Origin of the sequence: Natribaculum luteum, from assembly GCF_023008545.1 — an archaeon.
In the GTDB taxonomy this organism is placed as follows: Archaea; Halobacteriota; Halobacteria; order Halobacteriales; family Natrialbaceae; genus Natribaculum; species Natribaculum luteum.
Map to the genome: position 1 here is coordinate 646257 of NZ_CP095398.1, position 13756 is coordinate 660012.

The following is a 13756-nucleotide window of genomic DNA, read 5'->3' on the forward strand; positions in this document are numbered from 1 at the left end:
ACCGGTGATGTAGTGACGGCGGAGTGGGTACGTCCACTCCTCCGTGGAGGACGTCCCGTACTCGAGGTCGACGAGAGATCGGACGGCCTGTATCGTCCCACGAACGTCGACAGGTGAGACCTGAATCGGTACTCTTCCAGCTGCAAATCAATTAGGGAATCAAACTTTTCACTCTATGATGGTTTCAATACATTAATAAATAAATATATTGGTATATAATAAAGGTACGTGAACAGGGGTATTTTGCATTCACGTCGTTCTATAATAGATCCTGGCCAATATAATGTGGTATGCTGACGTGGTCCAAACTATTGCTTTTCTACGGTGGTATGTGTTTAGCCCGAGCTGATTTCGGTACTGTCTCGTAGGAAGCGTTCAACGGACGCGACATGAACAGGCAGCAGACATCGGATACGACTCTCAGGGATGGGCTCCGCAGCGGAGCCCATCCCGTTGCCTCTGCTGTCATAACTGGTTGGTGGAGTCTGTGAACGCAGACGATTTCACCAAAGAAGAGTTATTTTCTCGGTTGCTTCAGCTTGAGCAGCGGGTCGAAGAACTTGAACAAGAAAACAAGCGGAAGGACAAGAAGATCGATCAGTTGCAAGAGCAACTTGACCAGAAGGACGAGCGGATAGAAGAACTCGAAACACGTCTTCGCAAATACGAAAATCCGCATACACCGCCCAGTAAGCGACGGTCGGGGACTGACGAGTCCCCGACCTCGCAGGACGACGAAGACGAGAATGTTCGAACCGACGGCGGCACTCCTGGACGGAAGGACGGCCATGATCCAGAGTGGCGTGTAACAGCTGGTCCCGACAAAGAGATCGAAGTCACCCGTGACTGTTGTCCCGAATGTGGCGAACACTTCGACGAGTCGGTGGGCGTCAGCCCCCGACTCGTCGAGGAGGTTCCTGATCCGCAGCCTCCTGAAGTCACCCAGTACAATCGCCACTGCTACCAGTGCGACTCTTGTGGAACAGAAACTGTTGCTAAACACCCCGACTGCCCCGATGAGGGGCAGTTCGGGGTGAACGTCATCTCCCAAGCAGCACTTTCTCGGTACGATCACCGCCTTCCCTACCGGAAAATCGCTGATCGCTTCGAGCAACTGCACGGGTTAGAACTCTCAGGCGCGTCCGCATGGCACGCGACCGAGCGCGCTGCGCGCGCCGGTCGCTGCGAATACGAACAGATTCGAAGACAGATTCAGCAAGCAGAGATCGTTCACGTCGACGAAACTGGTATCAAACGCGAGGGTGAGCAAGCATGGATCTGGACGTTTCGGACGGGAGAGCACACGCTGTACGCCGTAAGAGAGAGTCGTGGGAGCGATGTCCCCGCGGAAGTCCTCGGCGAGGACTTCGCGGGAACGGTCATCTGCGATGGGTGGACGGCGTATCCAGCGTTCACAAGTAACCTTCAGCGGTGCTGGGCACATCTTCTCCGGGAAGCCGAGGACGTTGCTAGTGACCACGAGGAGGCAGAGCCGGTTCACCGGTATCTCAAACAGATGTTCGTCGGTCTCCAGTCGTGGCTGGAGACCGACCCGAGTCCTCGTGAGAGAGCACAGATGCACCGATCATGCCAGAACGGGCTTAGATCGCTCGTTGAGCGGTCAGTAACCGACGAGGCAGTGGCAACACTACTCGGGAAGATCGAAGGAGGGATCGACCACTGGCTCACCTTCGTCGGTGAGCCAGAGGTCTCCCAGACGAACAACGCAGCTGAGAACGCACTTCGTGAACCAGTCGTTCTCCGGAAAATCATCGGGACACTCCGTAACGATCGAGGTATGTTCGTTCACGAGACGATCTTGTCCCTGCTGGCGACATGGCGCCAGCAGGGACGCAATCCATACGAAGAACTTCGCCGAGTCGTCAACAACAATGAGATGCTCTCACGGGATCACGCTGTGCCGGCTGTCGAGACTTCGGGGTAAACTCATACCTACGGTGCAAACGTCGTCGTATGGCTAGGAATTGCGTTGCTGTACGTCCATTATTTCCATGAATCGGATGAGACCATAGTAGGGAACGCTCGAGAGAGATCCAGCTCCGAGGGAGGTATCGACCATGGTTGAGACGATAATATATGTGGAGTTTGTCCTCTATCTTGCAGCTCTACTTATTATCGGCGTATACGGTGGGCGACTCACCAAAACAGCACCAGATTACTTGCTTGGCGGCAGAAAGCTGAATCTCTTCAGCGGAGCACTAAGTGAACAGGCCAGTTTATGGAGTGGCTGGTTGGTTATTGGCTTTCCTGCGCTAATATATGCGAACGGCGTCTCGTCATTATGGTGGATGGTCTGGCAAATTCCACTGGGAATTGTCACATGGGGAATTTTGGCGAAGCGGATTGGCAGATATTCACGCGTCCTAGACTCATTGACCATTCCTGGGTTTCTATCCGCAAGGTACGGGGATAGCCGCCATTTAATCCGATTAACAAGTACACTGGTTATCGTGATTTTCATGTCAGGCTACATTGCAGGCCAGTTACTCGCCGCCGCAAGCGCGATTTCTGTCGGATTCGATCTCTCCTATGATTTAGGGTTCGTGATTGCCCTCGGCGTCGTTGTTATTTACACCGTCATGGGCGGGTTCACAGCCTCGTCGTATACGGACGTACTTCAGGCCCTGTTGATGACTGCATTTGCTCTCATCGTCCCTGTAGCAGTACTGGTAGTCGTCGGTGGTCCAAACGAACTGATGACCCAGTTCAATAATGCTGCAAGCGATAATATGACCTCCTTCACCGGTGGACGTTCCCCTTATGAGTTCCTCATTTTCTCAACGATCGCAGTTATCGCACTAGGAGGACTGGGACAGCCCCACGGTGTTGTTCGATACATGGGGATGAAGCGACCTTCAAAAGCAGGACTTGCGATGGTCGTTGCAATCGTGTTTATGCTGATCGCCCTAATTGGAATTCCAATCATCTCCCTTGGTGCTGTCGTTATGCTGCCAGGGATAGAGAATCAGGACCTGGTCGCCCCGATGATGATTCTCGAAACGTTGCCACCGTGGCTCGCTGGATTCCTTCTCGCAGGTGGAGTTGCCGCGATCATGAGCACTGCTGACTCGCAGCTTCTGGTTGCAGGAAGCGCCCTCGGCGAGGACGTATATAATGGAATTATCAACCAAGGTGCAAGTGACAAGAACGTCCTCCGTGCAAACCGTATCGCCGTTCTCGGAATTGGACTCCTCGCTGCAGCGTGGGCGTGGACAACACCTGGATCGGTCCACACAACGATCCTGTTTGCATGGGCAGGACTCGGTGCTGGAATCGGACCTGCTCTAGTGATGTCCGTGTATTGGAAGAGAACCACCGGTCCCGGCGTGATCGCAGGGATGATCACCGGACTCGTTACCACCGTCATCTGGAATCAAATGTCTGGTGGACCTGGCATGGTCTTCGATATCTATGAGCTTCTCCCTGCGTTTATCTTCGCGATGTTGGCAGTCATTCTGGTCAGTTACCTATCTGGCCCGCCAAACCGAAGCGAGGAGGAGATTCAGCGCGAACTCGAGGAGATCGCGAAGCCGCTGCAAAACGAAGTGGATCTCGTTCGAGAACGCCAGTACTCGGCAGCACAGACGGCACAAGAACCCGATACCCAGCAGCTCGTAGCTGCTACTGAAGAGGACATCGCCACCACGTATCTCTCAAAACGGCAGTTAGACGACCTTTCTCCTGTGGACAGCTGATCCAGTTTCCCTATCAAATGGGCTTCGACTGATTGCTACTGGGTGAATTCATCTAGTTCGATATCCTCAGCGACGAACTGACTCGTTATTGTATCGATCAAGTGTACTGTATTCGGGGAAGAAGCTGGGACAACCCAGAATAGCTTAAAAACTGTATCTTCGCGTCCAACGCTGACTCGTGGCGTTGTGAATGATTTACTACTGATCTGACGTCGAACAAATGAACGTGCTGTTTCTGCTGCTGTGTCCTTCCCTAATCGAGGATTCAGCAACGAAGTAGACGATAGTGTTCGAGTCTGTAATTCTGGATAGACATCATTCTTTCTGCACGTACCTGTTAACAAATCGATAGTGACAGAAATGGCCATACTCTTGGTACCGAATAACTTGTGCTCGAGATCGATATCAAACTCGACCAGAAACTTCGGGAATCCAAGGACTCGAACTGTACTCTGGTCTACCGATAATCCTTTTTGTTTGATGATAGAATCGGCAGATCCATTCGGCTGAATTACATTTACGTTGGGCATATCGCACTTTTATGTAACGGTGCTGCTACACGTTGTCTGCAGCTTTCCCGTGTCCAGCAGCGGATTCACTGAACCGATCGTAGGAGAAGAAAGTGGCGTCGACTAACGGTGTTGACCCAGTCGTAACTAAATCGGACATTATTTTACCGACTGCGGGCGCTTGCTTGAACCCGTGTCCGGAGAATCCGCAGGCAAAGTAACACCCGTCTGGACCGATCTGATCGAGAATGAAGTCGTGATCGGGAGTCGACGAATAGACACCACAGTACTGTCCGCGGATGCCTGCATCGCGTAATTCGGGGATCACTTCTCCGAGTTGGTCGGTTAGCTCGAGGATCGTCTTCTCGTCAGGCGTATTGTCATAGTGATCCGGATTTACCTCCTCATCAGTGTGATGCGTGGCAACGAGGATTCCATCGCCAAAGTCCGGACGAATATACCATTCTCCGCCGGGGAGTGCTGTCGTTGGTACCAGGTCCGGATATTCGTTTTTGTAATCTTCCGGCGGTTCAAGGATGATTATCGGTACTTCCCAACTGGTGTGAGAGCTGAAGCTAAAGCGTTGGTCTCATGAGGAAGATGTCTGGCTGAGTGAATGTGTTCAGCGTCCCTCAACCAGACGGTGTTCTTTCAGACTCAGACGTGAAAGATCTAGCGGAAGACGTCATTTGCCAGCTCCCTTTGCCAGGGATCGAGGGCTCGCCCCTCGATCCCGGCGATATCTGGGCGGTCGTCATTCTTGCAGCAGTCAATCAGACCTCCATCTGGGAGACGTGCAAGGACAATGACAACGCTGTCTGTGACGATACTGTCATGGACTGGCTCCATACGCTCAACCGAGAGTGGCTTGAGCAGGTTGCTAACCGCCTTCTCAGGGAGGTAGCGATGACGATCCTCGACCCTAATCGGTCGAGGATCGTCTCCATTGACTTCGTCGATAATCCCTACCACGGAACGTACGCCGATGAAGAAGGTGAACTCTGCCGCATGCACGCGAAAGACGGAACAACGACGTGCCACCGGTACTGCACAGCGTATCTCGTCTCGAACGGAAAGCCAGTGACGTTGGCGATGACGTACGTCCGTAGCGATGAGAAAGAGGCCGACGCGGTCGAGCGCGTCCTCGACCGCGTCGAAGCCTATCCCTTCGACATAGAGCTTCTGTTGGCTGATCGTGGCTTCTACAACGAACGTATTCTGCGTCGTTCTCAGGAGATTGCTGCGACTGTCGTTCCCGTCCAAAAGAAGGGAGAACGCATGAAGGAAAAGTTGGACACGCACCGTTCGTACATGACAACCTATCGGATGTACAAAGACCGCGAGCGGGAACTAGAATTCCCGCTCGCGGTCGCTGTGTCCTATCACGCTGGAGATCGAGGGAAAAGCGGGGAGGTTGTGCGAGGGTATGTGGCGTGCGATCTGGCTGATCGCACGCCCAAGCAGGTCGAACAGCTGTACCGGAAACGGTCAGCGATTGAAACAAGCTACCGGGTGTTTCGCCAAGCACGAGTGGTAACGACGACACAAGATCCAGTCGTCCGCTTTGCATTCGTCTTGGTCGGGTTCTTGCTGGAGAACCTCTGGCTCGTGCTTCGGTGGGCGGTCGTCGCCCGCCCGCGTCGGGGCGGGCGCGACCTGCCCGAGGAATTCACGTTCAAGACCTTCTCTGACTGGATCAGACATGCATTAGAGGAAGAGCTAGAGCGGAGTTGGGAGATCGAGATGAACGGAACAGGTGTGCCAGAAGCATACGCGCCGGCCACGGGCTGACGCCAGCCCGCGGCCTTGGGCAAGCTCTTGGTGAGCAACAGCATTCGCCTAGAACAGCGTATCTCAGCCTTCTTACTTCACTTCTCCTCATCCGTGGATTCTATTTCCTGTTCACTCGGTTACCACACCGGCATTCGCTCTGTTCGTCAATGACTCAGCACAGTTCACGAAGCGACTTTCGGGAAGTACCGATTATCTGTTCACGTGTCACTGAAATCGGGATGTCTACGTCAACTGTCTCACCCAGTCGTGGCGTCCAGGGTCCGGCTGCAACTACCACAGTTTCACACGTAATCTCTCCATCTTCGGTTTCGACACCGACGACTGCCCCATCATCAACAGTGATTGATTCAACTCCGGTCCCTGTGATGACGGTTGCACCGTTACGTCGTGCTGCACGGTCGAAACCGTTAGCGGCATCCGCTCCATCGGAATACCCCGCCTCATCATCGGAGATTCCGAAATCATAGTCCTCGACACCGGTCAGCATGGGGTACTGATCCGGGAGCTCTTCGCTCCCGTATCGCGTGACAGGGATATCAAGATCAGAAAGAACTTCGTATCCGTCTTGAGCATACGTGCCGCCAGGGGTATCTTCGTTTGCAAACCGAACCAGCGGATTCTCTTCGTAGGCTATGGCTTCTCCTGTTTTTTCATCAAATCGGCGATAGAAGCGATGGCTCCACCACGCCATTTTGCTGTATATTTCTTGGTCGCCGTAGTGATGGCGGAGAATTGCTGAGGAGTCACCAGTTGAACCGGTTGCAATACTATCCTTTTCTACGAGAGTAATATCCAGCTCTGTTTCTGATGAGAGGAAAAATGCGATGCTCGTGCCCATGATTCCACCGCCGATGATGACGATATCCGAGTCGTTCGGTAGATTGTCACTATCTTGCATGCCTGAATGATGCCAACCGATCCATCTTAATACTGGGGGGTACCCTCGTTAGGTTGCCCTGCTGGGGATTCATATGCAGGGCTCTGGTGAATTGCCGGAGTTCGACGACTTCGACCGTTCGATCTAGAAAGATACAGTGGGAAACGGCGGGCGGTTCACGTCCAAAATTTCCTGCTCTGTTGAACGCCGACGCCCTCTGCGGATTGTATCGCTGATTTCAGGGGATTTGGACGCCGTCTGGCGATATGGGACGTCTCAGGAACCTCGCACAGACGTTTCACGAGTTCGCCACGACCCACGTAGAAGAACCAGACGTACCCGCCGCGCCGGACGGCGCGGACGGGTACGCCAAGTCCACGAAGATCGCGTTGCTCTTGCTCAAAGAGGAAGTCAACAAGCCGCTCCGGCAGTTCGAGGACTATCTGAACGAGATGCCGGGAATCCTTGCTGTGTTCGGCCTTGAGAAATCACCTGATTACACGTCTTTCAGCGTGTGGGACGGAGAATTCCCGATGAAAGAGTTGCGCCGCCTGCTCCGCCGGTCAGCGGAGCAGGCGGGGCTCTCAGGAACTGCCTCGATCGATGCCAGCGGCTTCCAGCGAGATCAGGCTAGTTCGCACTACCGAAATCGTGTCGGCTACTCGTTCAATGCGATGAAGACAACGCTGCTCGTCGATACGGAGTCACTTGCTATCATGGACGCTCATTTCACCACAAAGAAAGCCTATGACGGTCACATTGGGCTGCAGGTCTTTCGGCGCAACGCCGAAGACCTGCAGGCACTTCTGGCTGACAAGATGTACTCATGGAGCAATCTCCGGGAGGCCTGCCGTGAAGCGTCAACGCGACCAGTGATCAAACACTGTGAGCAAAACGCACTCAAGAAGGCTCACAACGCCAGAATTGACGACGAAGTCTACAATCAACGGTCAATGAGTGAGACCGTATTTGCGATGCTGAAGGACGACGGCGACGAGCTCCGCTCCCGGAGCTGGCATGGCCAGTTCCGGGAGCTCACACGGAAGTGCATCGTCCATAACCTCGCGCAGGCGGCGAGTTAAGGCTCGCCGCCTGCTCCTCTTCTCCGGACGTATTCGAGAGAGGCATCGCCATCGTCCATCTCACACTTCGTGCAGCATCTTGTGAAACTGATGTTTTGATCACTGCACAAGTCGGCTGAAATCGAATCGTCCGATCTCAGAACCTACCGATAGAGCGTAGCTACCGGTGGAAAAGCGAATGTCAAAATTTCTATGACGGCGCTGTCTTGCGTTCAACACTGCAAAATTTCCCGCTTCATACGGACCACTGTCCGTCCGTCCCGCAGCGACCACGTCCAGTTGGGCGGTCGCTGCGGAACACAGGGACAGCAGACCGCATCAAGTCTCGACCTGGATCTGGAAGTGCTTCAGAAATGGTTTTCCTAACAACGCTTCAGTGCTTTTCTCCTCACGGTCCGACAAACTCACTTCCACCAGTTTCTCTACATCTTTCAGCTCCACCCAGACTTTAGCGACCGGTCGGCGATCACTGCCGTTTACTTTTACGCTGCTAACGACAGGGCCGGCACCAATCCGAGCTGCTACTTTGTGATCAATGGTGGTGCGGTCGGCTCCGACATCTGCCTTTGCTGTTACAGTGGTCTTCCCATTCATTCCCTTGAAGGTGACTTGCTCTTTCTGACTGATCTCGGGCATTCCTAATACTGTAATTCGTCTTTCTTTGTAAATACTGTCTGTTCGATAAGTAGAGCCAACCTCAGCACTGTCAGGCTTGGTTCTCGAGTCTGAGTACGGGGATTGGCGGCCGTATTCAGTTGGGAAGACCCATCGCGCCGATCTGTTCCTGGTATCGGTTTCGAATGGTGACCTCGGTCACCTGGGCGACAGTGGCGACTTCGTTCTGCGTCTTTTTCTCATTACACAGGAGCGCACTCGCATAGATTGCAGCTGCGGCATATCCGGTCGGCGATTTTCCCGATAACATCCCCTTTTCGGCCGTGGTATCGATAATTTCGTTAGCTTTCGCCTGCACTTCTTCGGAAAGCTCGAGTTCAGAACAGAACCGAGGAACGTATTTCTTCGGATCGACGGGCTCCATCTCGAGACTGAGTTCCTTCGAAATATACCGATACGTGCGACCGATCTCCATCCGATCAACACGTGAGACTGCAGCAACTTCGTCCAGGGATCGTGGAATCCCTTCCATCCGGCAGGCCGCGTATAACGTACTCGTGGCAACACCCTCGATTGAGCGTCCACGGATGAGGTCCTCCTCGAGCGCGCGTCGGTAGAGGACGCTGGCGACCTCCCGAATGGATCGCGGAACGCCCAGAGAAGAGGCCATCCGGTCAGTTTCGGAGAGTGCGAACTGGAGATTGCGTTCGCCAGCGTCCTTCGTCCGAATACGCTCTTGCCATTTTCGCAGCCGGTTCATTTGACTCCGCTTCTCCGAGGAGAGAGACCGTCCGTAGGCGTCTTTGTTTTTCCAGTCGATGCTGGTAGTTAAGCCCTTATCGTGCATCGTCTGGGTCGTTGGCGCACCAACGCGAGATTTGCTGTCTCGCTCCGACGCGTTGAATGCCCGCCATTCTGGCCCCCGATCGATCGTCTCCTCTTCGAGAATCAATCCACACTCCTCGCAACTAATTTCGCTCTCGTCTGAACTTCTCGTGACCGCACTTGAATCGCATTCCGGGCAGGTCCGAACTCCTGCCTGATCAGCAGCTTCGTGCTCCGTTTGATCCCCGTCTGCTTTCTGGCGAGTCAGGCGTTTCATTGATCGATTGTATAGAATTCCTCCAGAGGGTTAAACACTGGGAGCGATCGTGGCATGGAAATTCTGCGAACGCCCGGCAATAGAGATGCGAGGAGAATACCTCCGCCTTCAGGCGGAGGAGGATGTCAACGCTTTCGCCACAGACAGGCGATGAGCCGACCGTCCAAGTTGAACCGATGGTTGATCAATGACTCTGGCTGTCGTCGTTACCGTCCCGCCGCTTACATCCTGTTGGTGGCTGTGGTCGTACAAATAATGCTACCCTGGCAACCGGTCTTCTTCGTCGACTCACCGTTTGTGAAGTCCTCTCGCAAACAGTTTCCGCTGTGCGGCCCGGAGATGCTGGGTGAAGGTGGCCCGTGAGATGCCAAGAGCATCGGCGAGTTCGCTCGTATTGTTGTGTCGGGGGCGCTCGAAGTATCCCGCTTCGATGGCGAGTTCGAGCACCTGTCGCTGTCGGTCTGTCAATTCCTCGGGCGCAACGTTCTCGTCTTCGGACCGATCAGACGCCGTCCAGAAGGTCATCACGTTGCTCTCACCGTACGTCTCGGAGAGAATGTCGACACACGCCTGAATCGTCGTTTGTGGCCCGACAACAGCCGTGACCTTCGCTGTTTCGTCCTCAACCACCGTGTGAGAGAGTGAGACACCGGCGTCGACGAGCAGCGTTTCGGGGGTCGGTGACGCGACGATGAGCCCGAACTGGACACGGTTCTCGGCGTCGGTTCGGTAGAATTCGACCGAGGAGATGGAATCATCCGACTCAATGCGGGCAGTGAGACCGGCATTCGTCGCTCCATCGAAGGTCGTGGCGTAGAGAACTTTGTCGTCGTTCCGCGGGATAACCGAGCGCGTGTGAAGCGTTACCTCCTCGGGGAGGGCGGCAGCGAGTGCGACGAGTGGATGTTCTCGACTGCTGAGAGAGAACGTCACGGTCGCGGTTGCTGACGAGAGCAGCGTTCGTTTCCACGTGGTGGTTTGGAATGCATACCCCACAGTCTCGGTATACTCCGAGAGGAGTGTTTGCTCCGAACTGTCGATCCGTGGGTTTTGACTATAGACCGTCAACACGCCGAAACAGAGGTCGTCGTGACTGATCGGGAGTGCCGCTACCGACCCGAAGCCGTGGTTGATGGCGAGTTGCCTCCATTTCGTGTCTTCGGTATCGGTATCGGTATCGGTCGACCCATCCGTGTGTCCGAGCGACCGGACGACCGGTTCGGTTCTATCGAGTGCGAGGAACGCGGGTTCCGAACGGTTCGTCGGTCGGGTGTCGATGGGGAGGGCGGATTCGAGATACTCCGTTTCGCCAGCCGTCGAGAGCGGCACGAGCTGTCGGTCGTCATCGAGGGTGCCGATCCACGCGCAGGCGTATCCAGTGTCGACCAGATGCTCGCAGACGTTTCGACCGAGTTCCGAGCGGGTGGTCGAAGCCGTCACCAGTTCAAGCAGCGTCTCTTTGGTTTTGCGCTCGCGGGTCAGGGCCCGTCGGGTCCGATCAGCCGTGACTGCCGATTCGATCCGCGTGGCGAGTCGCGTCGGCTGGGAACTCAAATCCCGCTTCCGGATGTAATCGGTGACCTGCTCGCCGATCGCGTCGCTCGCAACTGCTTCGTTACCCTCTCCGGTCACGAGAATAAACGGGATATCCGGCTCGGCGGCACGGATCGCGGTCAACAGATCGAGTCCGGTTCCGTCTCCGAGTTGGTAATCGCAGACGATACAGTCCGGTCGTTGCTCGCCGAGCGTGGCCTGTGCGTCCTCGTAGCTGGTCGCCGTCGACACCTGCAGCCTGTCGTGAGCGCGTTCGAGCAGTCGACGCTGGGTTCGGACCCATGTCTCATCGTCGTCGATCAGCACGACAGAGATCGGTGGATCAGCCGATCCCGAGACCGGTCCATCCGTCGAGTTCACGGTCACACTCCACTCGGTGGGTGTCCGGTATCGAAGTCAGCCGCACTGTTTCGAATTCGAGTTGTCATATCTGGACGTCTCATTACGTCCGCTTAAACTTCATACCAGCATGAGGTGGTGTGCGTGCGGCATCCAGCTCAGACTATCCCATCACGTCGGGTTCACGAGCGTGGGGAGCGGTCTCGACCTCGAAGCGCGCGCCGCCGTCTGTGCCGTCACCGACCGCGAGAGACCAGCCGTGCGCTTCGACGATGGTCCGGACAATCGCCAGCCCGTATCCGGAGCCACTCCCGGTCGACACGCCGAACGACAGCAGATCCCCCCGTCGATTCGCCGGGATTCCCGGCCCGTCGTCCTCAACGTAGAATCCGGACGCCGTCGACAGACTCCCGACTCGGACAGTCGTCGCGCCCGCCCGACCGCCGACAGCATGATCGACGCAGTTCTGAAAGAGATTCTCGAAGGCCTGCTGGAGTCGATTCGCATCCGCAGAGAGCGTCCGAGTCGATTCGACGACGAGTCGCAGCTCGCCGGTGTCGACCACGTCCCAGGCGGCCCGGGCGACCGTTTCGAGATCGCAGTCGGTCCGCGTCTCTACGTCCGTGCTCTCGCGGGCGAGCGCAGGCAGCCCCTCCGCGAAGGCCCGAAGTCGGCGATGGACGTCTTCGAGATCGGATAGCGACCGTTCGATCTCCGGGTCGGGCGCATCGAGGTCCGTGCGAAGGAGATGAAGCAGGCTCTCGCCTGTCGCCAGCGGGGTCGCCAGATCGTGTGAGACGACGCCTGCGAGGCGTTCGAGCTGTTCGTTTTTGGCTTCCAGGCTCTCCTGTTGGCGCTTTTGCAGCGTGATGTCGGTCAGCGAGAGTATAAATCCACGCGGGTCCTGCAGAGTCGGGTCGGTCTCGCGAACGCGGGCGATATAGTGCCGTGGGCTACCGTCAACCTCGATTACGCACTCGATGGCCGTTGCGAGGTCGGAACGGAGATCGTCGTCGTCGAGCAGGGTTTGGGGGAGGAGGGCAGTGAGATCGGTCCCCTCGATGGGACCCGTCGCGTCGACCAGCTCGCGTGCAGCTCGATTCGCGTCGAGAATCCGGTTCGAGTCGGTGACGACGAAGACGGGATCGCCGAGGGTGTGAAAGACGCGCTCGTGGGCGACGGGGAGAAAGCTAGCGAGTTCGGTCCGCTGGACGATCACCGCGAGCGGAATCCCGACGAGGATGAAGACGACCGGCGAGAGATCCGTCGTCGGAATCGGCTGAAAGCCGAGATGGAACAGGCCGTTGGCGATCCACGGAACGCTCAGGCAAGCGAGTAAAATCGCCGACTGTCGGCGGTAGAGCCGATTGCTCGTAACGGTCTCGCCGACGAGTAGCCCCGTGCCGGCGACCAGTAGGCCGTAGGAGTAGACGACGTTGATGCGGTGGGCGATCCCGGGCGTCGTCTCCAGGACCGCCATGCCGCCGACGGTCGTGTAGACGATCTCGGTGTAGAACAGCGAGTGATACTGGGCAGTCCAGACGAGCGCAAGTACGCCGACCGGCACCACCGAGAGGAGGACGACCCGGCGCTGTGAGAGCCACTCTTCTCGGTCAGTGTACTGGAGGGCGAAGACGATCCAGACGACCGGGGTCGAGACGACCGAGAGATACGAGAGTTGACTGAAAAACAGCAGCCACGCCTCCCCCGTCGCCACCAGATATCCGACGTAGGTTGTTGCCCAGAAACCGACGACAAGCAGGAACAACCCGAACGTGAAGGCGGGCTGTCGGCGGTCGTACCTGGCCAGTAGCGCGACCGCGAGCAGGCCCCCGATGAGCGCTGACCCCGCGTAGGCGACCAGCCCGTATACGTACATGAATCCGTGACTGCCTTCTGCGTCGAGCAGTACCATTCTATCGATTCTGGCCACGCAAAGAACATCTCTCGGAGATGGTCGATGGGAGGATCTTCACCCCGTGGAACACCGTCACACCACCATTCGCTGGTATCCCATTTAAGCCGGTCGTGTCAGTACCGACGAACGAGGAATGCAACATCTCTCATCAGTGGTAACAGTCAGCACCCCGCTGTCACAGCCCACTTCGACCCCGCGGGGAGTCGTCGTCCGGAGACGCGCCGAATTGCCATCCGCTCACAGAAAGCTG

General features: G+C 56.0%; 10 protein-coding genes. 4 read left to right on the forward strand and 6 right to left on the reverse strand.

What is annotated here, in order from left to right; translation table 11 throughout:
• The first annotated feature begins 487 nt into the window (after nucleotides 1-487).
• Together MU558_RS21650 and MU558_RS21655 are read left to right on the forward strand one after the other, a co-directional pair.
• Nucleotides 488-1945, forward strand: a complete 1458-nt coding sequence (locus tag MU558_RS21650) for an IS66-like element ISNpe25 family transposase (protein WP_246975465.1) — start codon at nucleotides 488-490, stop codon at nucleotides 1943-1945.
• Between the two features lie 133 nt (nucleotides 1946-2078).
• Complete coding sequence (locus tag MU558_RS21655) at nucleotides 2079-3716, forward strand: sodium/proline symporter (RefSeq protein ID WP_246975467.1); 1638 nt, start codon at nucleotides 2079-2081, stop codon at nucleotides 3714-3716.
• Between the two features lie 555 nt (nucleotides 3717-4271).
• Here the strand turns inward: MU558_RS21655 and MU558_RS21660 are convergent.
• The gene (locus MU558_RS21660) at nucleotides 4272-4769 is read right to left on the reverse strand and encodes an NAD(P)/FAD-dependent oxidoreductase (RefSeq protein WP_322987063.1); all 498 of its coding nucleotides are present in this window, start codon (nucleotides 4767-4769) and stop codon (nucleotides 4272-4274) included.
• Between the two features lie 74 nt (nucleotides 4770-4843).
• Here MU558_RS21660 and MU558_RS21665 point away from each other — a divergent pair, with 74 nt between their 5' ends.
• The gene (locus MU558_RS21665) at nucleotides 4844-6016 is read left to right on the forward strand and encodes an ISH3 family transposase (protein ID WP_246972200.1); all 1173 of its coding nucleotides are present in this window, start codon (nucleotides 4844-4846) and stop codon (nucleotides 6014-6016) included.
• A 154-nt stretch (nucleotides 6017-6170) separates the two neighbouring features.
• Here MU558_RS21665 and MU558_RS21670 read toward each other — a convergent pair whose 3' ends face one another.
• On the reverse strand, nucleotides 6171-6917 hold the full coding sequence (locus MU558_RS21670) for an NAD(P)/FAD-dependent oxidoreductase (RefSeq protein ID WP_246975469.1): 747 nt from the start codon (nucleotides 6915-6917) through the stop codon (nucleotides 6171-6173).
• Nucleotides 6918-7162: 245 nt separating this feature from the next.
• Between MU558_RS21670 and MU558_RS21675 the strand changes: the two genes are divergently transcribed.
• Complete coding sequence (locus tag MU558_RS21675; RefSeq protein ID WP_246972087.1) at nucleotides 7163-7978, forward strand: IS5 family transposase; 816 nt, start codon at nucleotides 7163-7165, stop codon at nucleotides 7976-7978.
• Between the two features lie 318 nt (nucleotides 7979-8296).
• Here MU558_RS21675 and MU558_RS21680 read toward each other — a convergent pair whose 3' ends face one another.
• The 4 genes from MU558_RS21680 to MU558_RS21695 form a co-directional block, all read right to left on the reverse strand.
• Nucleotides 8297-8614 carry a hypothetical protein gene (locus tag MU558_RS21680; RefSeq protein WP_246975471.1) on the reverse strand — a complete coding sequence of 106 codons (318 nt, stop codon included), beginning with the start codon at nucleotides 8612-8614 and terminating at the stop codon, nucleotides 8297-8299.
• Between the two features lie 115 nt (nucleotides 8615-8729).
• Nucleotides 8730-9695, reverse strand: coding sequence for a transcription initiation factor IIB (locus MU558_RS21685; RefSeq protein ID WP_246975473.1), 966 nt, complete (start codon nucleotides 9693-9695; stop codon nucleotides 8730-8732).
• Between the two features lie 288 nt (nucleotides 9696-9983).
• A complete protein-coding gene (locus MU558_RS21690; protein ID WP_246975475.1) occupies nucleotides 9984-11609 on the reverse strand; it encodes a helix-turn-helix domain-containing protein in 1626 nt (541 codons plus the stop codon).
• A 142-nt stretch (nucleotides 11610-11751) separates the two neighbouring features.
• Entirely contained in the window at nucleotides 11752-13503 is a 1752-nt protein-coding gene (locus MU558_RS21695; protein WP_246975476.1) for a sensor histidine kinase, read from the reverse strand.
• Between the last annotated feature and the right edge of the window lie 253 nt (nucleotides 13504-13756).

Bases quoted from the DNA above. Each gene is read 5' to 3' on its own strand.
- MU558_RS21685 (WP_246975473.1), bottom strand. From the start codon at position 9,695: ATGAAACGCCTGACTCGCCAGAAAGCAGACGGGGATCAAACGGAGCAC.
- MU558_RS21675 (WP_246972087.1), top strand. From the start codon at position 7,163: ATGGGACGTCTCAGGAACCTCGCACAGACGTTTCACGAGTTCGCCACG.
- MU558_RS21655 (WP_246975467.1), top strand. From the start codon at position 2,079: ATGGTTGAGACGATAATATATGTGGAGTTTGTCCTCTATCTTGCAGCT.
- MU558_RS21695 (WP_246975476.1), bottom strand. From the start codon at position 13,503: ATGGTACTGCTCGACGCAGAAGGCAGTCACGGATTCATGTACGTATAC.
- MU558_RS21670 (WP_246975469.1), bottom strand. From the start codon at position 6,917: ATGCAAGATAGTGACAATCTACCGAACGACTCGGATATCGTCATCATC.
- MU558_RS21680 (WP_246975471.1), bottom strand. From the start codon at position 8,614: ATGCCCGAGATCAGTCAGAAAGAGCAAGTCACCTTCAAGGGAATGAAT.